Origin of the sequence: Pseudomonas ovata (assembly GCF_003131185.1) — a bacterium.
Classification (GTDB): Bacteria; Pseudomonadota; Gammaproteobacteria; order Pseudomonadales; family Pseudomonadaceae; genus Aquipseudomonas; species Aquipseudomonas ovata.
Genome location: NZ_QFFU01000007.1, coordinates 121,544 through 141,362, shown reverse-complemented (window position 1 = coordinate 141,362; position 19,819 = coordinate 121,544). Strand labels below are relative to the sequence as shown.

19 protein-coding genes and 2 pseudogenes are annotated in these 19,819 nt (G+C 63.3%); 6 read left to right on the top strand and 15 right to left on the bottom strand.

Annotation, left to right across the window (positions count from 1 at the left end):
• Positions 1-204 precede the first annotated feature (204 nt).
• The 5 genes from DGA31_RS12295 to DGA31_RS12275 all read right to left on the bottom strand — a co-directional run bounded on the left by DGA31_RS12295 (position 205) and on the right by DGA31_RS12275 (position 4,893).
• The gene (locus DGA31_RS12295; protein ID WP_109512717.1) at positions 205-2,634 is read right to left on the bottom strand and encodes a TonB-dependent siderophore receptor; all 2,430 of its coding nucleotides are present in this window, start codon (positions 2,632-2,634) and stop codon (positions 205-207) included.
• 107 nt (positions 2,635-2,741) lie between these two features.
• Complete coding sequence (locus tag DGA31_RS12290; RefSeq protein ID WP_109512716.1) at positions 2,742-3,701, bottom strand: FecR domain-containing protein; 960 nt, start codon at positions 3,699-3,701, stop codon at positions 2,742-2,744.
• Complete coding sequence (locus DGA31_RS12285; protein ID WP_109512715.1) at positions 3,698-4,234, bottom strand: sigma-70 family RNA polymerase sigma factor; 537 nt, start codon at positions 4,232-4,234, stop codon at positions 3,698-3,700. Before DGA31_RS12285 ends, DGA31_RS12290 begins: the two co-directional genes overlap by 4 nt.
• Before the next feature lie 144 nt (positions 4,235-4,378).
• On the bottom strand, positions 4,379-4,702 hold the full coding sequence (locus DGA31_RS12280; protein ID WP_109512714.1) for a low molecular weight protein tyrosine phosphatase family protein: 324 nt from the start codon (positions 4,700-4,702) through the stop codon (positions 4,379-4,381).
• Complete coding sequence (locus DGA31_RS12275) at positions 4,699-4,893, bottom strand: hypothetical protein (RefSeq protein ID WP_109512817.1); 195 nt, start codon at positions 4,891-4,893, stop codon at positions 4,699-4,701. The genes DGA31_RS12280 and DGA31_RS12275 overlap by 4 nt, the downstream gene beginning before the upstream one ends.
• 181 nt (positions 4,894-5,074) lie before the next feature.
• Here DGA31_RS12275 and DGA31_RS12270 point away from each other — a divergent pair, with 181 nt between their 5' ends.
• Complete coding sequence (locus DGA31_RS12270; RefSeq protein WP_109512713.1) at positions 5,075-5,533, top strand: NUDIX hydrolase; 459 nt, start codon at positions 5,075-5,077, stop codon at positions 5,531-5,533.
• Between the two features lie 19 nt (positions 5,534-5,552).
• Here DGA31_RS12270 and DGA31_RS30725 read toward each other — a convergent pair.
• A pseudogene (locus tag DGA31_RS30725) lies at positions 5,553-6,095 on the bottom strand (methyl-accepting chemotaxis protein); the annotation flags it as partial.
• A gap of 312 nt (positions 6,096-6,407) precedes the next feature.
• Positions 6,408-6,557, bottom strand: a pseudogene (locus DGA31_RS30720) (HAMP domain-containing protein); the annotation flags it as partial.
• A gap of 886 nt (positions 6,558-7,443) precedes the next feature.
• On the opposite strand from DGA31_RS30720, the gene DGA31_RS12260 reads away from it, so the two are divergent.
• Positions 7,444-7,869 (top strand): hypothetical protein, encoded by a 426-nt coding sequence (locus tag DGA31_RS12260; protein WP_109512711.1) that lies wholly within the window; start codon positions 7,444-7,446, stop codon positions 7,867-7,869.
• 138 nt (positions 7,870-8,007) lie between these two features.
• Positions 8,008-9,069, top strand: a complete 1,062-nt coding sequence (locus DGA31_RS12255; RefSeq protein WP_109512710.1) for an SDR family oxidoreductase — start codon at positions 8,008-8,010, stop codon at positions 9,067-9,069.
• A gap of 328 nt (positions 9,070-9,397) precedes the next feature.
• Here DGA31_RS12255 and DGA31_RS12250 read toward each other — a convergent pair whose 3' ends face one another.
• A complete protein-coding gene (locus tag DGA31_RS12250; RefSeq protein ID WP_109512709.1) occupies positions 9,398-10,024 on the bottom strand; it encodes a hypothetical protein in 627 nt (208 codons plus the stop codon).
• Between the two features lie 7 nt (positions 10,025-10,031).
• Positions 10,032-11,384: a PBS lyase gene (locus tag DGA31_RS12245; protein WP_109512708.1), complete on the bottom strand. Its 1,353-nt coding sequence runs from the start codon at positions 11,382-11,384 to the stop codon at positions 10,032-10,034.
• Between the two features lie 100 nt (positions 11,385-11,484).
• On the opposite strand from DGA31_RS12245, the gene DGA31_RS12240 reads away from it, so the two are divergent.
• The 3 genes from DGA31_RS12240 (at position 11,485) to DGA31_RS12230 (ending at position 13,108) form a co-directional block, all read left to right on the top strand.
• Positions 11,485-11,907 carry a hypothetical protein gene (locus DGA31_RS12240; RefSeq protein WP_109512707.1) on the top strand — a complete coding sequence of 141 codons (423 nt, stop codon included), beginning with the start codon at positions 11,485-11,487 and terminating at the stop codon, positions 11,905-11,907.
• Positions 11,908-12,203: 296 nt separating this feature from the next.
• Positions 12,204-12,509, top strand: a complete 306-nt coding sequence (locus tag DGA31_RS30235) for a hypothetical protein (RefSeq protein WP_240043386.1) — start codon at positions 12,204-12,206, stop codon at positions 12,507-12,509.
• A gap of 29 nt (positions 12,510-12,538) precedes the next feature.
• Complete coding sequence (locus DGA31_RS12230; RefSeq protein WP_109512705.1) at positions 12,539-13,108, top strand: hypothetical protein; 570 nt, start codon at positions 12,539-12,541, stop codon at positions 13,106-13,108.
• Positions 13,109-13,148: 40 nt separating this feature from the next.
• On the opposite strand, the gene DGA31_RS12225 is transcribed toward DGA31_RS12230, so the two are convergent.
• The 6 genes from DGA31_RS12225 to DGA31_RS30715 all read right to left on the bottom strand — a co-directional run bounded on the left by DGA31_RS12225 (position 13,149) and on the right by DGA31_RS30715 (position 19,784).
• Positions 13,149-13,679: a P-loop NTPase family protein gene (locus tag DGA31_RS12225; protein WP_109512704.1), complete on the bottom strand. Its 531-nt coding sequence runs from the start codon at positions 13,677-13,679 to the stop codon at positions 13,149-13,151.
• A gap of 64 nt (positions 13,680-13,743) precedes the next feature.
• Positions 13,744-16,158: a TonB-dependent siderophore receptor gene (locus DGA31_RS12220; RefSeq protein WP_109512703.1), complete on the bottom strand. Its 2,415-nt coding sequence runs from the start codon at positions 16,156-16,158 to the stop codon at positions 13,744-13,746.
• A gap of 399 nt (positions 16,159-16,557) precedes the next feature.
• Positions 16,558-17,496, bottom strand: a complete 939-nt coding sequence (locus DGA31_RS12215; protein ID WP_109512702.1) for a FecR domain-containing protein — start codon at positions 17,494-17,496, stop codon at positions 16,558-16,560.
• Positions 17,497-17,499: 3 nt separating this feature from the next.
• Complete coding sequence (locus DGA31_RS12210) at positions 17,500-18,000, bottom strand: sigma-70 family RNA polymerase sigma factor (protein ID WP_056840312.1); 501 nt, start codon at positions 17,998-18,000, stop codon at positions 17,500-17,502.
• A 146-nt stretch (positions 18,001-18,146) separates the two neighbouring features.
• Positions 18,147-18,968, bottom strand: coding sequence for an aldo/keto reductase (locus DGA31_RS12205; RefSeq protein WP_056840311.1), 822 nt, complete (start codon positions 18,966-18,968; stop codon positions 18,147-18,149).
• Positions 18,969-19,049: 81 nt separating this feature from the next.
• Positions 19,050-19,784: a methyl-accepting chemotaxis protein gene (locus DGA31_RS30715; protein ID WP_421957965.1), complete on the bottom strand. Its 735-nt coding sequence runs from the start codon at positions 19,782-19,784 to the stop codon at positions 19,050-19,052.
• Positions 19,785-19,819: the final 35 nt, after the last annotated feature.

Here is a 19,819-nt window from a genome sequence, read left to right as displayed (position 1 = left end):
TCCATCCCTGTGGGTTGCCTTGAAGGAGGGCAGCGTGGGGGATTGACACGGCGAATGGAAATCGAAAGGGTGCACCAGGGGTATTCATCGCATGAATGATCAGAGGCGCAGCAGGGCTCATGCGCGACCGTAGGTTGCTCCCGCCAATCACGCAGGAGCGACCAACGGTCGCCAAGCCTGTCTATCAGGTGAATCACCGCACGCTCAGAAATCCCAGCGCGTGGTCAGCATGAAGTTGCGTGGCTCGCCATACGCCGCCGAGTTGTAGAAGCCGATATTGGTGTAGTACGACTTGTCGAACAGGTTGTTGGCATTGAGCGTGGCCGACAGGTTTTCGCTGAACTGGTAGCGGGCCATGGCATCCACCAGCCAGTAGGATTCCTGTGAGAATGACTCGTAGCCGCCCTTGGGCGAGTTGTAGATGTCTTGCCAGGCCACGCTCTGCCAGCGCGCGCCGCCGCCGAGGGTGAGTTTGTCCAGGCGGCCGGTCAGTTTGTACGAGGTGTACAGGGTGACCTGGTCTTCAGGCTCGAAGGTCGAGATCTTCACGTCGTTGTCGTCGCGCACGATTTTGTGCGTGTAGCCGGCCTGCACCTGCCAGCCGGGCGCCACTTCGCCGGAGACTTCGACCTCGTAGCCCTTGGTCACCGCCTGAGTGCCCTTGAAGGCGTAGTTGGACGGGGTGGGCTGGCGGTTGTTGTACTCGTCGTCGGACACCGAGCGATTGTCTTCATGGATCTCGAAGTACGCCGCACTGGCGTTCAGGCGCTTGTCGAAGAACTCGGCCTTCAGGCCCAGCTCGTAGTTCTGGCCTTCGTCGGGTTCGAGGATCTTGTTATCACGGTCGCGGTTCCAGTTTTCCTGGGGCATGAAGATGTCGGTGTAGCTGGCGTAGACCGAGTAGGTGTCGTTCAGGTCATAGATGGCGCCGACATACGGCACGAAACGCCCGGTTTCCTTGTACGACGGCGTCAGGCCGGTCAATTGGTAATTGACCACGCGCCCGCCGAGCAGCACCTTGAGGTCGTCGGCCAGGTTCAGGCGGGTGGTGATGTAGGCACCGGTCTGGCGCACGGTGTCGTCGATGGTCTGCGCCTGCTCGCCCCAGTCCGGCTCGCGGAAGTTGCCGTGCCAGTTGTTGAAGTCGACCACGTTGGGGCCGTAGGGGGTGTAGTTCCAGAAGCCCTTGCCTTTCCAGTTCGAGGTGGCGATGGAGCCGCCCACCACCAGCTCATGCTCGCGCCCCAGCAGGCTGAACGGTCCACTGAGGTAGAGGTCGGCCGAGTCGCTGACGGTTTCGCCGGTGTACTTGCCGGGGGTGATCGAGGAGGTGCCATCGGCATTGGGGGTGCTGCCCTGGATCGAGCCCATCACCGCGTGGTAGCCGTTGATCTTGTGGTCCACCTGCAGCTTGGCGACCCAGCCGTTGTCGAAATTGTGCTCCAGCATGGCGAACACGGTGCGCGTGTACTGCTCCCAGCTGCTCCAGTCGGCGCCGTTGTTGAACGAGCGCGAGACATGGTTGCGCTCGCCGTTGGCGTCGATCAGCGGAAAGCTGCCCGACCAGGTCGAGGCCTTGGGCAGGCTATCCTGGTAATCACCCCCCACGGTCAGCATTGTGTCCGGCGACAGGTCGAACTCCATGATGCCGTAGTACACCGGCGTCTTGCGCGAGTAGCGGTCCATGAACGAGTGCTTGTCCTGGTAGGCCGCCACCGCACGGCCGCGCACGTTGCCGGTCTCGGTCAACGGGCCGCTGACGTCCAGCTCACTGCGGTAGTTGTCCCAGGAGCCGGCGCCCAGGCTGGCATGGCCCTGGAAATCGGCGGTGGGCTTCTTGCGCACCAGGTTGATGGTGGCGCCAAGGGAGCCAGCACCGGTCAGCAAGCCGGTCGCGCCCTTGAGCACCTCGACGCGGTCATAGATGGCCATGTCGCTGAGGGTATTGCCGGCCGAGTAGGCGACGTTGCGCGCCGTGGACGGAATGCCGTCGTACTGGAAATTGTTGATCGAAAAGCCGCGCGCGTAGTAGTTGCTGCGCTCGGTGTCGAATGCCGAGACGGTGATGCCCGGGGTGTGGCGCATCACGTCGTCGACGCTGTTGAGGCCGAAGTCGTCCATGTGCTGGCGCGTGACGACGGTGATCGACTGCGGGGTTTCACGCGGTGACAGCACCAGGCGCGTGGCCGTGGCAATCGTGCCCGGTGTGTAGGACCCCGAGCCCTCGGTGATGGTCCCCAGTTCGTTGGAGACGATCTGCGTCTGCCCCAGTTCCACCACCGAGGCGTCCTGACGGGCAGCGCGAAGCGAATAGCGCCCGTCGTTTTCGCGAATGGCCTGCAGGCTTGAGCCAGACAGCAGGCGCGCCAGGCCCTCGGCGGCAGCAAAGCGGCCCTCCAGCCCGGTGGTGCGCTGCCCACGCGTCAGTGCCGGGTCGAACGACAACACCACGCCCGTCTCGGCCGCAAAGCGGGTCAGGGCCGCGCCCAGGTCGCCGGCACTGATGTGGTACTCGCGCACGACGGTTTCGCCAGCGTGCACCTGCACGCCGGCACCGGCCGTCAGCAAGGTCGAGCAGAGCAGGGCATGGCGAAGGCTGGTCGCCAGGCGACCGGGCTGTGAAGGGCGTTTCATGTCGGGTGGTTCTCGTGATGAAAGTGGGCAAGGTGGGACGCGCAGCGCCCTTTGCCCAATGAGTCGAATGAGAACGAGAAAACCTATCATCTGCGCTGAAGATAATTTCAGCGGGCCGTGACCGTGACCCAATAGCGCGTGTGCTGCTCAATCCGTACCGGCAGGCTGGTGCTCAGTGCATGCAAAGCCTGATCGGTATCGCTCACGGCAAATGCACCGCTGATGCGCAGCCCGGCCACCGCCGGATCACAGTGCAGCCAGCCCCGGCGATAGCGGGCCAGCTCGGCGAGAAACGCATCCAGGCGCTGGTCGTTGGCCACCAGCACGCCCTTGGCCCAGGCATCTTGTCCGGGGTTGAGCGGCGCTACGGCGTCGGCCTGATGCCGGTTGAAGGCGCACTGGGTGCCGGTGGCCAGCACCAGGGGCTGACCGGCCAGAGGCGTGATGCGCACCTGATGCTCGAAGACCGCGACATGATCCTGCTCACCTGCGCGGCGCACTGAAAAGCGGGTGCCCAGGGCCTGTACGGTGCCGTACGGAGTCTGCACGAAAAACGGCCGGCCGGCGTTGTCCGCCGCCGTGGTGATCAAGACTTCGCCCTCGCGCACCACCAGGCGCCGCTCGCTGGCGCTGTAGGCCATGTCCACGGCGCTGGCGGTGTTGAGCTGCAGGTGCGAGCCATCGGGCAGGGTCACCTGGCGCTGTTCGCCCGTGGCGGTGCGGTAGTCGGCCATCCAGCCTGAGGTCTGTGCCTCGCGGTAGCCGCCATAGCCGAGCAAACCGGTGCCGGCGGCCAGCGCAAGGCCCTTGAGTACAGAGCGCCGGCCGATCTTCTGCGGCTGCCCGGCCAGGCTCAAGGCACGCCCGGTCAGCCCGGCCGGCATCCCGTGCAGGCGTTGCTGCACGCCCTGTACCTGTTCCCACGCCCAGCGATTTTCAGCGCACGCCTCCAGCCATTGCCGCCAGGCGCTCTGGTCGGCATCGGTCACCGCCTCGCCTTGCAGGGTGGTAAACCACTGGGCCGCCTGCCGGATGGCGGTCATCTGCCGCGAATCCAGAGTGGTCATGCGCCGCCGTCGACCACGCCCAGGCTGAACAGCACGCAATGCTGTGTGGCCTTGGCGATGTAACGGTTGATGGTCACCACCGAAACGCCCAGTTCGGCGGCGATGGCGCTGTAGGTCATGCCGTCCAGTTGCGACAACAGGAACGCCCGGCGCACGTTGGCACCCAGGCCGGCAAGCATGGCGTCCAGTGCGCACAGGCTTTCCAGCAGGATGGCACGGGTTTCTTCGCTGATGGTCGCCGCCTCCGGCTGCTCGGCCAGCGCCTGCAACCAGGCCCGCTCCAGCCGCGCACGACGAAAATGGTCGATCATCAGGCGCCGTGCGATGGTCGCCAGATAGCCCTTGGGTTCACGTACCGCCTCAAGCTGCGCCTCACCGTTCCGGGCGGTCAGCACACGGATGAAGACATCCTGCACCAGGTCTGCGGCCAGGTCCCGGCACTCGACACGCGGGCGCAACCAGCCAAAGAGCCAGCGATGATGATCGCGATAGAAGGTGTCGACCTGCTGTTTGAAAGGAGAATGGCTTGGCATGGCGCCCAGGGATAATGTAATTAGGATTCATTATCATTATGTGAGGCGCCGGGAATTTTCTGCAAGGTGGGGACGGGAAGTATTTCTGTGCGCTGCCCTCGGTGCTGCTGTGTCTGGACCGTACAGCAAGGCCAGGTTGACGTATCAGTCCAGATAAGGCGTCACGCTGTCTTCGAGGGTCTCGATCAGCTCAGGGTCCATGAAGCGATAGTCATCGGCAATGTCCAGGCAATGCAGCGGCTTGTATTCAAGCAGGCGGGCATAGTCGGCCTGGAGGCGGTGCAGGTGCTTGCGCTCCATCACAAAAATGATGTCGGCCCAGCGGATGTCCGCAGGACCAATGGGTTTGCGTGCGTTGGGGCTGGTGCCCGCCGAACGGGCATCAAAGCCCGGACGGCGGCGCCAGATCGCCTCTGCAGTAGGGCTGCGCCACTGGTTGCGGCTGCAGACAAACAAAAGGTTGGTCACGCGTACTCCAGCCATTGACGGTTGTTGCGAACGGGGTAGCTCATGCCGAGCTGGCGAGCCCTGGCCAGCTTGTCGGAGCGGGTGTACATCAGCTTCCACTTCTTGGGCGGTTTGAATGTTTGTGTACGGACTTTCTGGTCGTTGTTGTGCTTGCAGGCCTGGGAGCGTCTCCAGGCGCGGGTTCTTTGCATGGTCTTGTCCTCGTGAATACCGGGTTCAGCAGCCGCGGTAATACGAGTTGGCATAGGGTAAGCGTAAATCGTGACCGGAGCCAGAGTGATTCGGTCTGCCCGGCCTCACGCAGTGGTACGCTCTGCCGGCTTGCAGCGGCCGTCCCGGTCCGCTCGGAATGTCAGGGAAAAGGCGCGTCAGATGCGAGCACGCAAGGCAGCACGGTTACTGGTGATCAACCCCGCTTGCGAGGTCTTGTTGTTCAGGTTTGTCCACACCCAGGACGCCCTGGCCGGCACCAGCCACTGGGCCACCCCCGGTGGCGGCCTCAAGCAGGGCGAAAGCTTTCAGGCGGCCGCGATCCGTGAACTGCGGGAAGAAACGGGTATCCGGGTTGAGCGTGTCGATGCGCCGGTGGCCGATCGCCGGGTTTCATTGATGCTGCCCGATGGCGAGACGGTGCTCGCCGTCGAGCAGTATTTCGTGATTCATGTGCAAGACCAGACGCTTTGCAGTGCCGAATGGACCTTGCACGAGCGTAAGGTGATGGCGGAGCACCGCTGGTGGTCCGCTCAAGACTTGCGGGCGACAAAGGAAACGGTATGGCCTGAGCGGCTGGTGGGTCTCCTGGTAGAGGCCGGTGTGTTTGCGCCTGTGTGAGTCCATGCCCGTGATCGGCTCAGACCCTGAAGCGTTCGACCTGGCTGCTCAATGCCTGATAGAGCCCTGAGATCTGCCGCGACTGACTCTGTACTTCATCCGACATGCTGCTGACACCGTCGGTCTGTTCTTTGAGGGCCAGCAGGTTTTCGCGGATGTGGTGCGAGGCCCTGGCCTGTTCATCGGTGGTCTGTGCCGTGTGCGTGGCCATCGTCTGGACCCGGTCGAAGGAGGTGCTCAGGGTGCCGAAGATCGTGATGACCTGATTGATCTGCTCCATGGTCGTGCGGGCATTGTCGCGGCTGCTGCGGATGGCGGTACTCGACTCGACCACGCTGTTCTTGAGGCGCTCGATCATGGCCTCGATCTCGCGGGTGCTTTCCTGGGTGCGCGTGGCCAGCGTGCGCACCTCGTCGGCCACCACCGCAAAGCCGCGCCCCTGTTCGCCGGCCCGTGCCGCTTCGATGGCCGCGTTGAGGGCCAGCAGATTGGTCTGATCGGCGATGGTACGGATCACCTCCAGAACCGACACGATCGCGGCCGAACTCTGCTCCAGGTCGGTCGAGCGCTCAAGGGCCTGCTCGATATCGGCCACCAGCCGTTCGATGGACTGGTTCGACAGGTTGACCGCGCTGACGCCTTCATGGGTCAACTGGCTGGAGAGGTTGGCTTCGTCGGCCGTGCCTTTGGCCAGGTTGGCCATCTGCTGGTTCGAGGCATTCATCTGCTGGCCGGCACTGACCATGGCGTCGGATGAACTGACCAGCCCTGCGCTGATGCGCCCGGCCTGTCGGGAAACGGTGTCGAGCTGACCGGTCATGCCGCCCAGCGTCACCGACTGGGTCTGGATGGCGCTGATGATCGCCCGCAGGTGTTCGACAAAGCCGTCGAACTCACGGGCAAGGTCCCCCAGCTCGTCGCGGGCGTGGAAGTTGATGCGTTGGGTCAGGTCGCCGTTGCCTTCGGCGATTTCCTTGATCCGCCGGCTGATGCGCTGCACGTTGCGGGTCAGCCGCAAGGGCATGTAATAACCCGCCAGCAGGGCGATCACGAAGGCGGTGACAATGACCGCCACAGCGATCTGTTCATAGGCAGCGATGCGTGCCTGTACGGCCTCTTTCTGGCTGCGTGCATGCACGTTGGTGGCTTCGCCGGCCTGGTCGAGCACTTTGCGAATGGCGGCAAATCGCTCTTTGGCCGTGGTCCTGGCCTGCAGGCGTGCGGCCTGGTCTGCGGAGGAGGGCTGGGCTGCCCGGGAGGCGGCATTGACCGACTGACTGGCTTGCAGCCATTCACTGTAGAGCTGATCGAAATGGGCAAACGGCTTCAATATCTCGGGCTCGCCGGCAAGGAACCCCCGGAATTTCTGAAAGCGATCGTTCACCTGCTGGGCGTTTTCATCAAAATCGGCCTGGTTTTTTTCGGCGTTGCCTTCAGCGTTCATCAGCCGTTCCTGGGCAACCAGGGCCTGGTAGATATCCCGATCGGCATTGAGCACCACGGAGGCGGCTTCGAAATAGTGGTCTGTCTGGCGTTGCATCGCCTCTTGCTGCAGGCGTGTCATCGACAGCATGAACAACAACAGGCCCGCAAGGATCAGGGCCAGCAGTGCTATCGGCAATATCATCTGGACGCGTATCGAGTGCAGGCGCATAGAAGGCCCCTTGTCTGCGTATTGTCGGAATCAGCACGAAAGTGAGTCTAGGTAACGCAAGCGAACTGCGCCAAAAGGATGTCGTAAAAGACTCAGGTGAGGGCGCGGCGCGCCAGGGTGCAACGCTGTCGCGCAGCAGGCATGGGGCAGCAGGATCCCGGGAGCGGCGATCCGCTTCAGCCGTGAAAGGCACTTGCAGGCTGTACTCGCACGCCCCCCAGTCACTACCATCGTCTGTTTCATGCAGGAGACGCCCATGCACCGTCTGGCCAAACCCACCGATTACATGTTGACCGACATCCTCGGCCGGCCAACCTACACCCTCCCCTGGGAGCACCGGCTGTGCCCTGGCAATCCTGCCGACGACCCCGAGGAGGGTGCAGCGCTCTACAATGACTTCATTCAGGCACAGGCCAACGGTCAATCGACCCCCACGCCGCAACAGCAAGTGGCCGAGCTGATCGACTGGACCCTGCGCACCCCGGGTGAAGCGGCGCGCCAACTGGCGGCGGACCTGGCAGCGGCCTATCTGGGCCGGTTTCGTTTTCGCCTGGAGGACCTGGAACATTGGGATTCGGAAACCAAGGCCTTCCGTGCCCTGTTGGTGTTTCATAACGAAGACCTGCGCGCACTGTCTGCGGCCCGCATCATGGCTTTGCGTAATCGCTCAGGCCAGCCTTGAGGCGTCAGGCATGATGAAGGTTGTCGCCGGGCATTGAACCTCTCGTGCCTGTGCCTGCTCTGACCCTGCATGGCGCAGCGCCGGCCTTATGAGGCCGACGCTGCCACAGCGTTCATTTCACTACCTTTGGAGAATCCAATGTCCCAGACCGCTTTGGTCGTCGGTGCCAGCGGCATCGTTGGCAGCGCTATCGTCCAGCTGTTGCTGGAAAACCACTGGCAGGTCGCGGCGCTGTCGCGCAAGCCCTCCACCGTGGCCGGGGTGATTCCGGTGGCCGCCGACCTGCAGGACCCGGCCTCGCTGAACCAGGCGCTGAAAGACGTGAAGCCCACCCATGTGTTCATCACCACTTGGTCGCGCCAGGCCACCGAAGCCGAGAACATTCGCGTCAACGCGGCGATGGTGCGTAACGTGCTCGATGCCGTGCGGCCGGCCGGCAGCGTGCAGCATGTGGCGCTGGTGACCGGGCTCAAGCATTACCTGGGCCCGTTCGAAGCCTATGGCAAAGGCACCTTGCCGCAGACGCCGTTCCGCGAGTCGCAAGGGCGGCTGGACGTCGAGAATTTCTATTACGCCCAGGAAGACGAAGTCTTTGCCGCCGCCGAGAAAGACGGCTTTACCTGGAGCGTGCATCGCCCGCACACCGTCACCGGTGTGGCGGTGGGCAATGCCATGAACATGGCGACCACCCTGGCCGTCTATGCGTCTATCTGCAAGGCCACCGGCCGTCCGTTCGTATTCCCAGGTTCCAGGGTCCAGTGGGACAGCCTGACCGACATGACCGACGCGCGTCAGTTGGCTGCGCAGCAGCTCTGGGCGGCGACCACGCCGGCGGCGGCCAACCAGGCGTTCAACATTACCAACGGCGATGTGTTCCGCTGGCAGTGGATGTGGGGTCGCATCGCCGAATATTTCGAGATCCGGCCGGCCGACTTCCCGGCCCAGCCTTCGCCGCTGGAAACCCAGATGGCCGACGACCAGCGTGCCTGGAGCGAGATCGTGCGTGAGCACGGCTTGCAGGAAGCCGACATCAGCCGCCTGGTTTCGCCTTGGCACACCGATGCCGACCTGGGGCGTCCTATCGAAGTGGTCACCGACATGTCCAAGAGCCGCCTGCTGGGCTTCACCGCCTTCCAGGCCAGCGACCAGGCGTTCTTCGACGTCTTTGACCGCCTGCGCCAGGCACGCCTGATTCCCTGATGTACTGCGCGTTTAGTAGGAGCGCGCTTGCCGGAATGCCGGACCACCGCGACCGGCTGCGCAGCAGTCGTAAATTTGTGGCGTTTCCGAGATTTTGCGAGCGCTGCGCACTCGGTCGCCGGCAAGCGGGCTCCTACAGCAGTCGGCAATCTGACTGCCTGCGCCAGGCACGCCTGATCCCCTGATGTACTGCGCGCTTGGTAGGAGCGCGCTTGCCCGCGACCGGCTGCGTTAGCAGTCGTACATTTGTGGCGTTTCCGAGATTTTGCGAGCGCTGCGCACTCGGTCGCCGGCAAGCGGGCTCCTACAGCAGTCGGCAATCCAGCCGTTAACCGTTGGCAAGCCGTAGCCGCTGTCGCAACGCTTTCAGGGCCGCCTCCGCATACCAGGTTTCCACCCCGACCGGCACTGCCTGGCCGGCGCTGGCATTCAGCGTCACGACAGTGCGGATGTGCACGCCCGCCAGCAATTGCTGAACCTCGGCAAGCTGGCGCGCGGTGCCCGTCAGCCACCGGGCGTGCTCGGGCGACAACAGCGCAAAGGCCTCGGGGTAGGTGCAAGCCAGCGCCTGGCGCAGGTTAATCAGCGCCGCCTTGTCGGAACGATCAAATGCCGGCCCCAGCACATACACCTGGCCAGCCGCGGTCATCAGGTCGTATTTGTCCTGCAGGTACTCATCGACGCTCATGACGCTGGCCACCACGTCCACCTCGCCGCTGTGGACATTGACCAGATGAGCATTGACCCCGACCAGGCAGCGCATCGACTCTTGATTCAGCACCCAGTCCTCGGTATTGCAGCGCACGATCCAGTAATCACCCCGGGGCGAGCGCTCGCATGACTGGATTGCGTAACGCTCCGGCTCGCCTTCATGCAGACGCTCACTGCCGGTGTACAGCGCCAGGACAATAGCCTGGGCCTGTTGCGCGCTGACAGGTGAAGAGGGTGTGTTCATACGCGCCTCAAACAATACGGCTGACATTATCGCGGTCCAGCAGGCCGCGCTCTGCCAGGGCTTGCAGTCGTTCGATCAGCAGGCTGCGCTCGGCCCTGGAGGTGGTGTGGTCGACCACGTGGTACTGGCGGTGGCACCAGAGGTTCAGCTGCCGCAACCAGAAGGCCATGCGTTCAGGCTCCTGATCCAGGCGCGCCAGCAAAAAGGCCACCTGTTGCCATTGCGGGCGTACACCGAACAGGGCAATGCGTCGGGCCGCCGGCAGGTGATGCCAGTCCCTGGCCAGGCGCGTATCCAGTTCATGCTTGATCGTGGCCCAGGCCAGAGCGTCCAGGCCGGCAATGGCGGCGTTGAATACGCCCTCGGCCGAATCATCCAGCGCGTTGAGCAACTCGGGCAACTGGTCTGCACCCAGCCGGCGCACGATGATTTTCCTGACGCTGGCGCAGGCGCCCTGCAACGCCTGCACCTGCCAGTGCCCGGGAAGCTCGACGTTCAATTCCGCCGCCAGGCCCAGCACACCCAGCCACTCACGCTTGCCGGTGGGCAGTGGCTGCGCCAGACGTTCGCTCAATACTGCACGGGCATCGACCTCATTGCGTGCCGCCATCCAGTGCGCCAGGTTGCGGATCGAGGGCGCGGCATCAAGCAAGGCCGTGCGCAGCACGGGCTTTGGATCGTCGAGCAACGGCAGCAAAGCGCGCATCGCGCAGACCCGGACTTTGGCCCCCGGTTGCGCCAGTGCGCCCAGCAGCAGTGGCCGGGCGTCTTCGACCGGCAAGGCCTGGCAGGCGGCGATGGCCAGCAACCGCACCGTGACCTCGCGATGGGCCAAGGCATCGCGCAGCAGCGCCTGCGGTGCCGGGTCACTGTCCAGCAACAGGCTGAACAGGTAGCACGCCGCCTTGCTTTGCCGGGTCAGAAAGTGCGCATGCACCTGATCGCGATTTTCCGGCAGTTGCAAGACCGCCCGCACCTTCGTCAGGACCGGGCCGTGGTCGGCGCGGTGCCGGGCGGCCAGGGCCATCAATGGCTCCAGCGCCCACAACAAGGACTCGGCGCACGATGGCACCAGGTAATGCACCACGCCCTGGACCGCCAGTTCGCGTATCTGCGGCACCCAGTCGTTCTGGCGCTCGATCAAGGCGTTCAAGGACTCGGGGGAGGGCTGCTCGCACAGCGTGCGCACCGCGATCTCGCGGATGAACCCGTTGCGATGGCGGCTCAGCTCGACCCAGGTGACCCCGGTCCCGACCTGCTCGATCAAGCGCAGCGCCTCCAGGTGATGCTGGCCCTGCCAGTCCGGGGCCGGTGTCTTGCGGGCATTCAACCTTTGCAGCCAGTCTTGTATCGTGTTCACGCTTCAATCCTTTTTTGCGCTTGTGGGCGTCTGTGGTGCTAAGACCGCAATGACCCTTCAAGTTCAAAACCGGCCCATAACCCAGCGGGAAACGCCCCTCATGCCTGACGACGCCTGGACCTTTCATCTGTTCGCCGCCACGTTCAGCAGCGACCTGGCGGCACGTGAGTATGCCTTCGAGCAGTGGGCGCCCGAGCCGCCGGCATCGGCCACCGATGCCCAGTACAGTGCCTGGGAAAACAGCAATCCGACCTGGCGGCTGAGGGACGAACTGGCGTTCCATATGGATTCCGATTTTGTCGAGCTGGTCGATGATGCCGACTACGTCAAATCGCAGATTCACGACGCGTCGCAGCAGCAGGCCTTCAGTGCCCAGGCGGCGCGGTTCAGTCATTTCATCCTGGTGGGTATCAATGCAATCTGGGGTGACCGGCGTTCTCCATCGACCCAGGCGGATTGGCGTTTGCCCCAGAGCACGGCCACCGTCGAGTACCTGGGGCTCTATAACCCGGCAGTGGAGTAGCCGCGTGTCATGAGCGAGGCCGAGCCCGATTCCGGCGCCTGGACCTGCGCATTGAACTTACCGTTGCTTGCCGGCGTCCGTAGCTCAGTTACGAACCTCTCAGTCTGCCCCACGCACAAGGAGTCTGTGTCATGTCCTCAATGAAATTCGCCAGTATTGCACTACTCACGCTTGTGATCAGCGGATGTGCAGGTCCTGCAAAAAATCAGGGCAATGACATTCAGCAGGCTGCCGAGCGCTTGGTAGGGCAGCCCGCGAAAACGGCCTTTGACCTGTTTGGCAAGCCGGACCACGGCATGGGGCCGTCTTCGTATGGCAGTGGCGGTTTCTACGCCTGGAACCGGCTGCAGACGCATGTGGGCCCGGACAAGGTCTTTGTCCAGACCGGCACCGAATACGTCGGTGAGCAAACGACCTACGCGGTGATCGGCGGTGGCGGCGCGACCGGGATCATGCCGGTCAACAGTACCCCGGTGTACCGCCCGGTCGGTTACTACGAGAACGAGACGGTCATCGACTATTTCTGCAACATCACTCTGTTTACCGATGCGCAGGACATCATCACCCAGGCCAGCGTTATCGATTGCGCCAACAAAAAGTAAACACCGCCACGCGTGTTCAAGGATGCCCCATGCAGTATGAATTCCCCGAAGTGCTCAACGACCTGATCGACTACTTCCTGCTTGGCGACCTCAGGCGGTTGCAGCGCTTCAAGGATGAACAGCAACTGGATGACGACCTGGCTGCCGAGTTCATCAGCAATGACAGCGGCGACCGTGCCGTGCTGGAGGGCGTGCTGATTCCGCTGGCAGGGGTCGAGAACCACCCTTACACCGTGCTGTTCACCCTGGACGACACCGAGCCTGAGCTGCTCAAGCCGAGCAGCCGTTTGCAGCACCGGCGCGACGGTTATGTGTTGCAGGTCGAAAGCGGTCGTGTGCATCTATTCACCTGGCGCATCCTGCAGGATTTTACGCCTGTGGAAGTGGAGGACTTGTTGCAGCGCTACGCCGATCCGGCGCAGGGCCGGCCGACCATCGAGGTCGCCAATGGCTGGTATGAAGTGCAAGTGCTGGCCGGCGAGATTGAACGTGAAGGGAGCCTGCAACCGGCGTTCGAGTTTGTCCTGAGCCTGCGCGAGGGGCCGCTTCAGGTACAGGGTGTCGACATCAACTATCGCTTTGCGGTGCAGTGGGAATAGAGCCGGTGGCGTGGCCGCCGAAGGTGCCCTCGAAGCTCGTTCAGTGTTGCAGGCGATGCCGCTCGATAAACGCCCTGGCCTGTGCAGACCGACGAATCTCGGTCCATTGCAGGTGCGCAAAATCTGCCTGTTCGCGCAGGCGGGCAAACTTCAGTCGGTTCTTGCTGAAGGTCGACCATGACCAGAGCAGGATCGAATCTCTGGACAAAAATGCCATGCGCAGCGATTCGCGGTTGCCGTGGGACAGTCGTGTACGCCGTAGCCCTCGGTGCACGGTGCGCCACAGCACCCGTGGGAACACCGTCCAGCGCCCGTAGTTGAGCCACACCACATGGGTAGCCCGTGACCAGAGTTCATCGCGCACGGCGCTGTAGTTGCCATCGGCGACCCAGCAGTCGCCCCGGGTCGCGTCGATGACTGCCTGCCGGAACTGCTCGGGCGCCACGGCCTGCCAGTGCGGCCCCCAGTACAGCGCATCGAGTTCGATCCAGGGGCACCCGGCGGCCTGCGACAAGGCCTGGGCAAAGGTCGATTTGCCGGCTCCACTGGTGCCGATCACCACGCAACGCATGTTCACCTCGACCCTGTAGTGGCAAAAGCCGGCCAGTGTAGCGCGTGTCGTGGCGATCGTGATCTCAATAGGCGTAGCGCAGGGTGGTCATGACATTACGCGGTGCGCCATACAGACCGGCAGCGGTGGTGGTCAGGTATTGCTTGTCGAACAGGTTGTTGACATTGACCGCCACCGACATCGACGAATTGACCTGATAGCGTGCCATCAGGCTGGCCAGGGCATAGCTGCTCTGGGTGGTGGCGTAGCTGAGGTTATAGCCGGTTTCACTCTGCCAGTTCAGCCCGCCGCCTACAGTCAGTTTGTCCAGTGCGCCGGGCAGCCGGTAGGTGGTGAACAGCTTGACACTGTTGCGCGGGATTTCGGTGACGATACGCTGGTCGTCATCGTTGAAGCTGACGCTGTAGGAATAACCGCCGCTCAACTGCCAGCCGTCGAGAAGCTCGCCGTTGAACTCCAGTTCGACGCCTTCGCTGGTGGTGCCGTTTTCAGCCTTGTAGGCCTGGAAGCCGTTGGGTTGCAGCAGGTTGCCGTCGGCCACGGCGAGGTTGTCCTGCTCGACCCGGAACAGGGCCAGGCTGGTGTTCAGGCGGTTGTCGTTGAAACTGGCTTTTACCCCCACCTCGTAGCCGGTGCCTTCCTGTGGATCCAGCGACGTGCCCTTGACGTCGCGGATGCTGGCGCTTTGTGGATTGAAGATTTGCGTGTAGCTGGCGTAGGCGGTCCAGGTGTCGTTCAGGTCATAGACGAAGCCGGCGTAAGGAATGACGATACCGTTCTCGGTGCGCTCGGTCTTGCTGTTGCTGCCGCTGTACAGCCAGTCCTTGCTTTCACGGTTCCAGTCCACCACACGGCTGCCGAGGATCAGACTGGCCTTGTCGGTCAGGTGCCAGCGTGAGGTCAGGAAGGCAGCGTACTGGGTTTCGGTCAGGTCGCTGGCGCCGGTCTTGGTGAACGACGGCTTGGGCGACTGGCCGTCCCAGGTGTAAATGTTGTCGATCGTGCCGGGGTAACGGCTGCCCGGACGCTGCCAGCCGCCGTAATTGGGCGTGCCGCGCTCTTCCAGGCGCGACAGGGTAATACCGGTGATCAGTTCGTGCTCGCGGCCCAGCAGGTTGAAGCCACCCGTGGCGTAGGCATCGAGGTTGTCCTGGGTCGGGGTGGCCTGCCAGCGGGTCGGCATGATGTAGCCGCCGGCACCGGTGGCCGGGTTGATGGCGCCGTCCATGTAGGTGACCACGGTGTCATAGTCGTTGCGCGCATGGCTGTATTCGAGCTTGCCGCTCCAGCCATTGGCAAACTGGTGTTCGACCGAAGTGAACACGGTGCTTTGCTCGCGATCGTAGTACGACCAATCGGGCGCGCTGTTGAACGAGCGCTTGATGTCGGTGCGCCCGCCATCGACGGTGAACAGCGGAAAACCGGTGCGCATCGGCGCATTGGCATGGGTGACCTGATGGCTCAGACCCAGGGTCAGCAAGGTCGAGTCACTCAGGTCAAGCTCGGTGATGCCATAGAACGTCGAGGTGTCCTGGCTGAAGCGATCGACCCAGGCGTGCTGGTCTTTCTGGTCGACGACCAGGCGTGCGCGCAGAGTGCCGCTGTCGTTCAGTGCGCCACCTACGTCGGCGCTCAGGCCGTAACGGTCCCAACTGCCGGCCTCGGCCGAGAGCACGACTTGCGGGTCAGCGGTGGGGCGCTTGCGGATCAGGTTGATGGTCGCCGACGGGTTGCCCAGGCCGCTGATCAGACCCGTGGCGCCCCGCACCACCTCGACTCGGTCGTACATGGCGGTGTTCTGCGTGTAGTTATCCATGCGCGAGGAGGTCGGTACGCCATCAATCTCGAAGTTGCTGATGGCAAAGCCGCGCGAAAGGTACGAGGTGCTGTCGGCACCGAGGCTTTCACGAATCACGGTGATGCCGGTGGTGGCGTCCAGGGCATCGGTGAGGGTGTCGAGCTTCTGATCTTGCAGGCGCTGACGGGTCAGCACAGTGACCGATTGTGGAGTCTCCTTGAGCGACAGGTTCAGGCGCGTCGAGCTGCTGGAGGAGTCGGTGGTATAGGACCCGGAACCTTCGGTGGTCGAGCCTGGCGCCTTGCCGGAAATGCTCACCGCCCCCAGCTCCATCGCCGTGTCGCCGGGGAGCGCCCGCGCCACCAGCACGAAGCTGCCATTGCCCTGCGGTTGTGCTTGCAGGCCGCTGCCGGCCAGCAATTGCTCAATGCCTTGCTCCACGGTGTAGCTGCCTTGCAGGCCGGGCGAGGTCAGGGCATGGGTCTGGCTGCTGGCGAACGATAACGTCACTCCGGCAGCGACGGCGAACTGGCTCAATGCCGTGCCCAGCGGGCCTGGGGCGATATCGAAACGGCCGGCCTGATTCTGCTCGGCGGCAAAGCTTGCCGGGGCCATCAGGGGCAGGGCGATCAGGCCGAACAGGGCCAGGTGGACGGCGCGGGGCAAAGGGAGACGGGACATCGGATTTTCCTGGGTTGGCGTGGCACACATGCGGTCGTTTTCGCCGCTTCAGTGCATGGCCGCATGAGAATGAAAATCAGCAACCCTTGAGCGAGGTTTTTTGTTCGCCTGCCTGTCGCCCGGCTAAAGCGCAGCAACCATGCGACCGGTGTAGGAGCGCGCTTGCCCGCGACCGGCTGCGTTAGCAGTCGTGAATTTGTGGCGTTTCGCAAATCTTGAATGCATTCACAGTCGTAAATTTGTGGCGTTTCCGAGATTTTGCGAGCGCTGCGCACTCGGTCGCGGGCAAGCGCGCTCCTACCAGGGAAATCTGATAGTCAATAAAATCAGTAAGTTATTTTGTTTAATCAGCGCGCCTTGAACGGCGAGACAATGGGCACGTTCGGCCCCAACGATTGTTCATACCGCCTCGATCGACACCCAATACCGCGTCAGGTAGCGCACGTGCACCGGCAGTGACAGGGCCAGGTTTTCCAGAATGACATCGGTATGGTCCAGATCGAACCCGCCCGATACCCGCAAGTCGGCCACCGCTTCGCTGCACCGCAAGACACCGGGCCGGTAGCGCTCAAGCTCCACCAGCAGATCGGCCAGGCGCCACTCCAGTACCATCAACCGACCCTGCAGCCAGGCATCGCTATGGGCGGGCAGGGGCGTGGGTTTACCCAAGTGGGCTTGATCGAAGCGCGCCTGCTGGCCTGCCTCCAGGCGCAGCACACCGACAGGGTTAGCTGACGGGCGCAGTTCCACCGCCTGTTGCAGCACCCGTACTTCGGTTTGCGCCGCTTCACTGCGAACACTGAAACGCGTGCCCAGGGCGTGAACGCTGCCTTCGGGCGTGTGCACGACAAAGGGCCGTCCGGATCGGTCTCTGGCGGTGTCGATCAGCACTTCGCCGTGATGCAGGCGCACTTCGCGCAGGCTGGCGCTGTAGTGAATGTCCACGGCGCTGTGGGTGTTGAGGTGCAATTGGCTGCCATCGGCCAACTGCACCTGACGCCGCTCGCCCTTGCCGGTGCGCAAGGCTGCCAGCCGTGCAGGCAAAGGCTCGATGGCATCAAGTCCCCAGCCGGTGGCCCCGAGGGCCAGCAGCAGGCCCAGCACCTTGGCCACCGAGCGTCGCCGTGCGCGGGCGCCGGCCAGGGTCGGCAGGGCTACCTCCTGAGGCAGCCCGCCCAGTTGGTGCTGCAGTTTCTCCACGCGCGCCCAGGCCTGGACATGCCGGGCATCCTGCTCCAGCCAGGCCTGCCAGCCGCTGCGGTCGGCCTGGCCTGGCGCGGCAGCACTGAGCTGCACGTACCAGGTGGCCGCCGCTTCAAGCACGCTGCGATCCAGCACGGCTCAGTCCTCCACCAGTAACAGGCACTCGGTCATGGCGCGGACCATGTGTTTCTTTACCGTTGTCACCGAGACCCCCAGCCGTTCGCCAACGGCCACGTAGCTCAAGCCCTCCAGTTGCACGGCCAGGAAAATCGAGCGGGTGCGCTCGCCAAGGCCATCGAGCATGGCGTCCACGGCCGTCAGCGTCTCGATGATCGACAGCCGGGTCTGCGGCGAAATATCCAGCGCTTCCGGGCGCAGCATCAAGGTATCCAGGTACGCCTGCTCGACGGCCCGACGGCGAAACCTGTCGATCATCAAGGCTCGGGCAATGGCGCTCAGGTAGGTACGCGGCTCACGGATCACCTCCACATTGCGCGCCGTCAGTACCCGCATGAAGGTGTCCTGCGCCAGGTCCGCCGCATCGCTCGAATGCCCCAGCCGCGCGCGCAGCCAGGCATTCAGCCAGCCGTGGTGTTGCTGGTAGAGGTGGTGCAGCGAGGAGGAGTCGAGTGCAGACATGGCAGCCGTGTATGTGAGAATGATTCTCTACATTGTTGGCGTAAACACGGGTGCTTGACAAGGGCGGCGTTCAGAACGTGCTTAATGTGCCCAAGCCTTTACCTTTCGCGCCACCGACGACTTGTCGAATGGCATCCAAAGGCACGTCACACCATCTCCAGTCGCTGCTTGCGCATCGGCGCCGGCCAGGCCAGGTCGATGTCGGCCAGGTCCTGAGGGCTGAGCACGATATCGGCGGCTGCGACGTTCAGGCGAATGTGCTCGGGGTCCACGGCCTTGGGAATGGCGATCATGTTGTCCTGGCGCAGCACCCAGGCCAGGCTGATCTGTGCCGGGGTGGCGTTATGGCGCCGGGCGACTTCTTGCAGGGCCGGGTGCCAGAGCAGGTCGCCGCCCTGGCCGATCGGGCAGTAGGCCATCAATGGCAGGTGGCGGTTGGCGGCCCACGGGATCAGGTCGAATTCGATGCCGCGCTGCGACGGGTTGTACAGCACCTGGTTGGTCGCGCAGCGCGGGTCGTCCAGGGCCAGCAGGTCCGACACATCGAAGTTCGACACGCCCCAGGCGCCGATCTTGCCTTGCTCGCGCAGGCGCTCGAAGGCCAGCACGGTTTCGAACAAGGGATACTGGCCCGGCCAGTGCAGCAGGTACAGGTCGATGTAGTCGGTGTTCATGCGCCGCAGGCTGGCTTCGCACGCCTTGGGGATGCCCTCGGTGCTGGCATTGAAGGGGTAGACCTTGCTGACGATATACAGCTTGTCGCGCTGGCCGGCGATGGCCTGGCCGACGATTTCTTCGGCGCCGCCGTCGGCGTACATCTCGGCGGTGTCGATCAGCGTCATGCCCTGCTCGATGCCCAGGCACAGCGCGGCAATTTCTGCCGAGCGCTGGTGGTTCTTTTCACCCATGTGCCAGGTGCCCTGGCCCAGCGCCGGGACCGTCTTGCCTGTCAGTGTCAAAGTGCGCATTGATAAAAACCCCAAGCCAGTCGAACGATGGCCATTGGAGGATCAAACCGCGATCAGGTTCAACCCGCCAAGGGCCGACATTTACACCCGGAACGGCTTGAGCCAGCCATTGAGCTGCTCGCTCAGGCGTGCCAGGTTCACGCTGGCGGCACTGGACTGCTCGGCGGCCAGCGCAGTGCCTTGCGACAGTTGCGCGGTCTGGGTGACATTCTGGTTAATGTCGTCGACCACATGCGACTGTTGCAGGGTAGCGCTGGCAATCGAGGCGTTCAGGCCATTGAGGTTACGCAGTGCCTGGCTGATCGAGGTCAGGCTCTGGCCGGCCAGGTTGGCCTGCTCCAGGGTCAGGGTCGAGGCGCGGCTGCTGTCACCGATGACTTTCACCGCGGCATTGGAGTGGTGTTGCAGGCGTTCGATCATGGCCTGGATCTGCGCCGTGGATTTTTGCGTGCGCTGGGCCAGCAGGCGCACTTCATCGGCCACCACCGCAAAGCCGCGACCCTGTTCGCCGGCGCGTGCCGCCTCGATGGCTGCGTTGAGGGCCAGCAGGTTGGTCTGGTCGGCGATCGAGCTGATGACCTCCAGCACGCCACCGATCTGGTTACTTTCGTCCGACAGCGTGCGCATGACCTCGACGGCCTGGTCGATGGTGGTCGACAACAGCTGGATCTGGCGCAGGCTGCCGTCGATATTGACCAGCCCCTGCTGAGCTTCGGACTCGGCATTGCGCATTTCACTGGCGGCATGCTCGGCATTGCGCGCCACGTCCTGGACGCCGTAGGTCACCTGGTTGACCGCCGTGGCCACCAGTTCCATCTGCTGTGACTGTTGCTGGCTGCGCGCCTGGGCCT

Excerpts from the sequence above, each read along its gene's own strand:
- DGA31_RS12295 (WP_109512717.1), bottom strand. The coding sequence starts at position 2,634 with ATGAAACGCCCTTCACAGCCCGGTCGCCTGGCGACCAGCCTTCGCCAT.
- DGA31_RS12290 (WP_109512716.1), bottom strand. The coding sequence starts at position 3,701 with ATGACCACTCTGGATTCGCGGCAGATGACCGCCATCCGGCAGGCGGCC.
- DGA31_RS12285 (WP_109512715.1), bottom strand. The coding sequence starts at position 4,234 with ATGCCAAGCCATTCTCCTTTCAAACAGCAGGTCGACACCTTCTATCGC.
- DGA31_RS12275 (WP_109512817.1), bottom strand. The coding sequence starts at position 4,893 with ATGCAAAGAACCCGCGCCTGGAGACGCTCCCAGGCCTGCAAGCACAAC.
- DGA31_RS12270 (WP_109512713.1), top strand. The coding sequence starts at position 5,075 with ATGCGAGCACGCAAGGCAGCACGGTTACTGGTGATCAACCCCGCTTGC.
- DGA31_RS12260 (WP_109512711.1), top strand. The coding sequence starts at position 7,444 with ATGCACCGTCTGGCCAAACCCACCGATTACATGTTGACCGACATCCTC.
- DGA31_RS12255 (WP_109512710.1), top strand. The coding sequence starts at position 8,008 with ATGTCCCAGACCGCTTTGGTCGTCGGTGCCAGCGGCATCGTTGGCAGC.
- DGA31_RS12250 (WP_109512709.1), bottom strand. The coding sequence starts at position 10,024 with ATGAACACACCCTCTTCACCTGTCAGCGCGCAACAGGCCCAGGCTATT.
- DGA31_RS12240 (WP_109512707.1), top strand. The coding sequence starts at position 11,485 with ATGCCTGACGACGCCTGGACCTTTCATCTGTTCGCCGCCACGTTCAGC.
- DGA31_RS30235 (WP_240043386.1), top strand. The coding sequence starts at position 12,204 with ATGGGGCCGTCTTCGTATGGCAGTGGCGGTTTCTACGCCTGGAACCGG.
- DGA31_RS12230 (WP_109512705.1), top strand. The coding sequence starts at position 12,539 with ATGCAGTATGAATTCCCCGAAGTGCTCAACGACCTGATCGACTACTTC.
- DGA31_RS12225 (WP_109512704.1), bottom strand. The coding sequence starts at position 13,679 with ATGCGTTGCGTGGTGATCGGCACCAGTGGAGCCGGCAAATCGACCTTT.
- DGA31_RS12220 (WP_109512703.1), bottom strand. The coding sequence starts at position 16,158 with ATGTCCCGTCTCCCTTTGCCCCGCGCCGTCCACCTGGCCCTGTTCGGC.
- DGA31_RS12210 (WP_056840312.1), bottom strand. The coding sequence starts at position 18,000 with ATGTCTGCACTCGACTCCTCCTCGCTGCACCACCTCTACCAGCAACAC.
- DGA31_RS12205 (WP_056840311.1), bottom strand. The coding sequence starts at position 18,968 with ATGCGCACTTTGACACTGACAGGCAAGACGGTCCCGGCGCTGGGCCAG.
- DGA31_RS30715 (WP_421957965.1), bottom strand. The coding sequence starts at position 19,784 with ATGGAACTGGTGGCCACGGCGGTCAACCAGGTGACCTACGGCGTCCAG.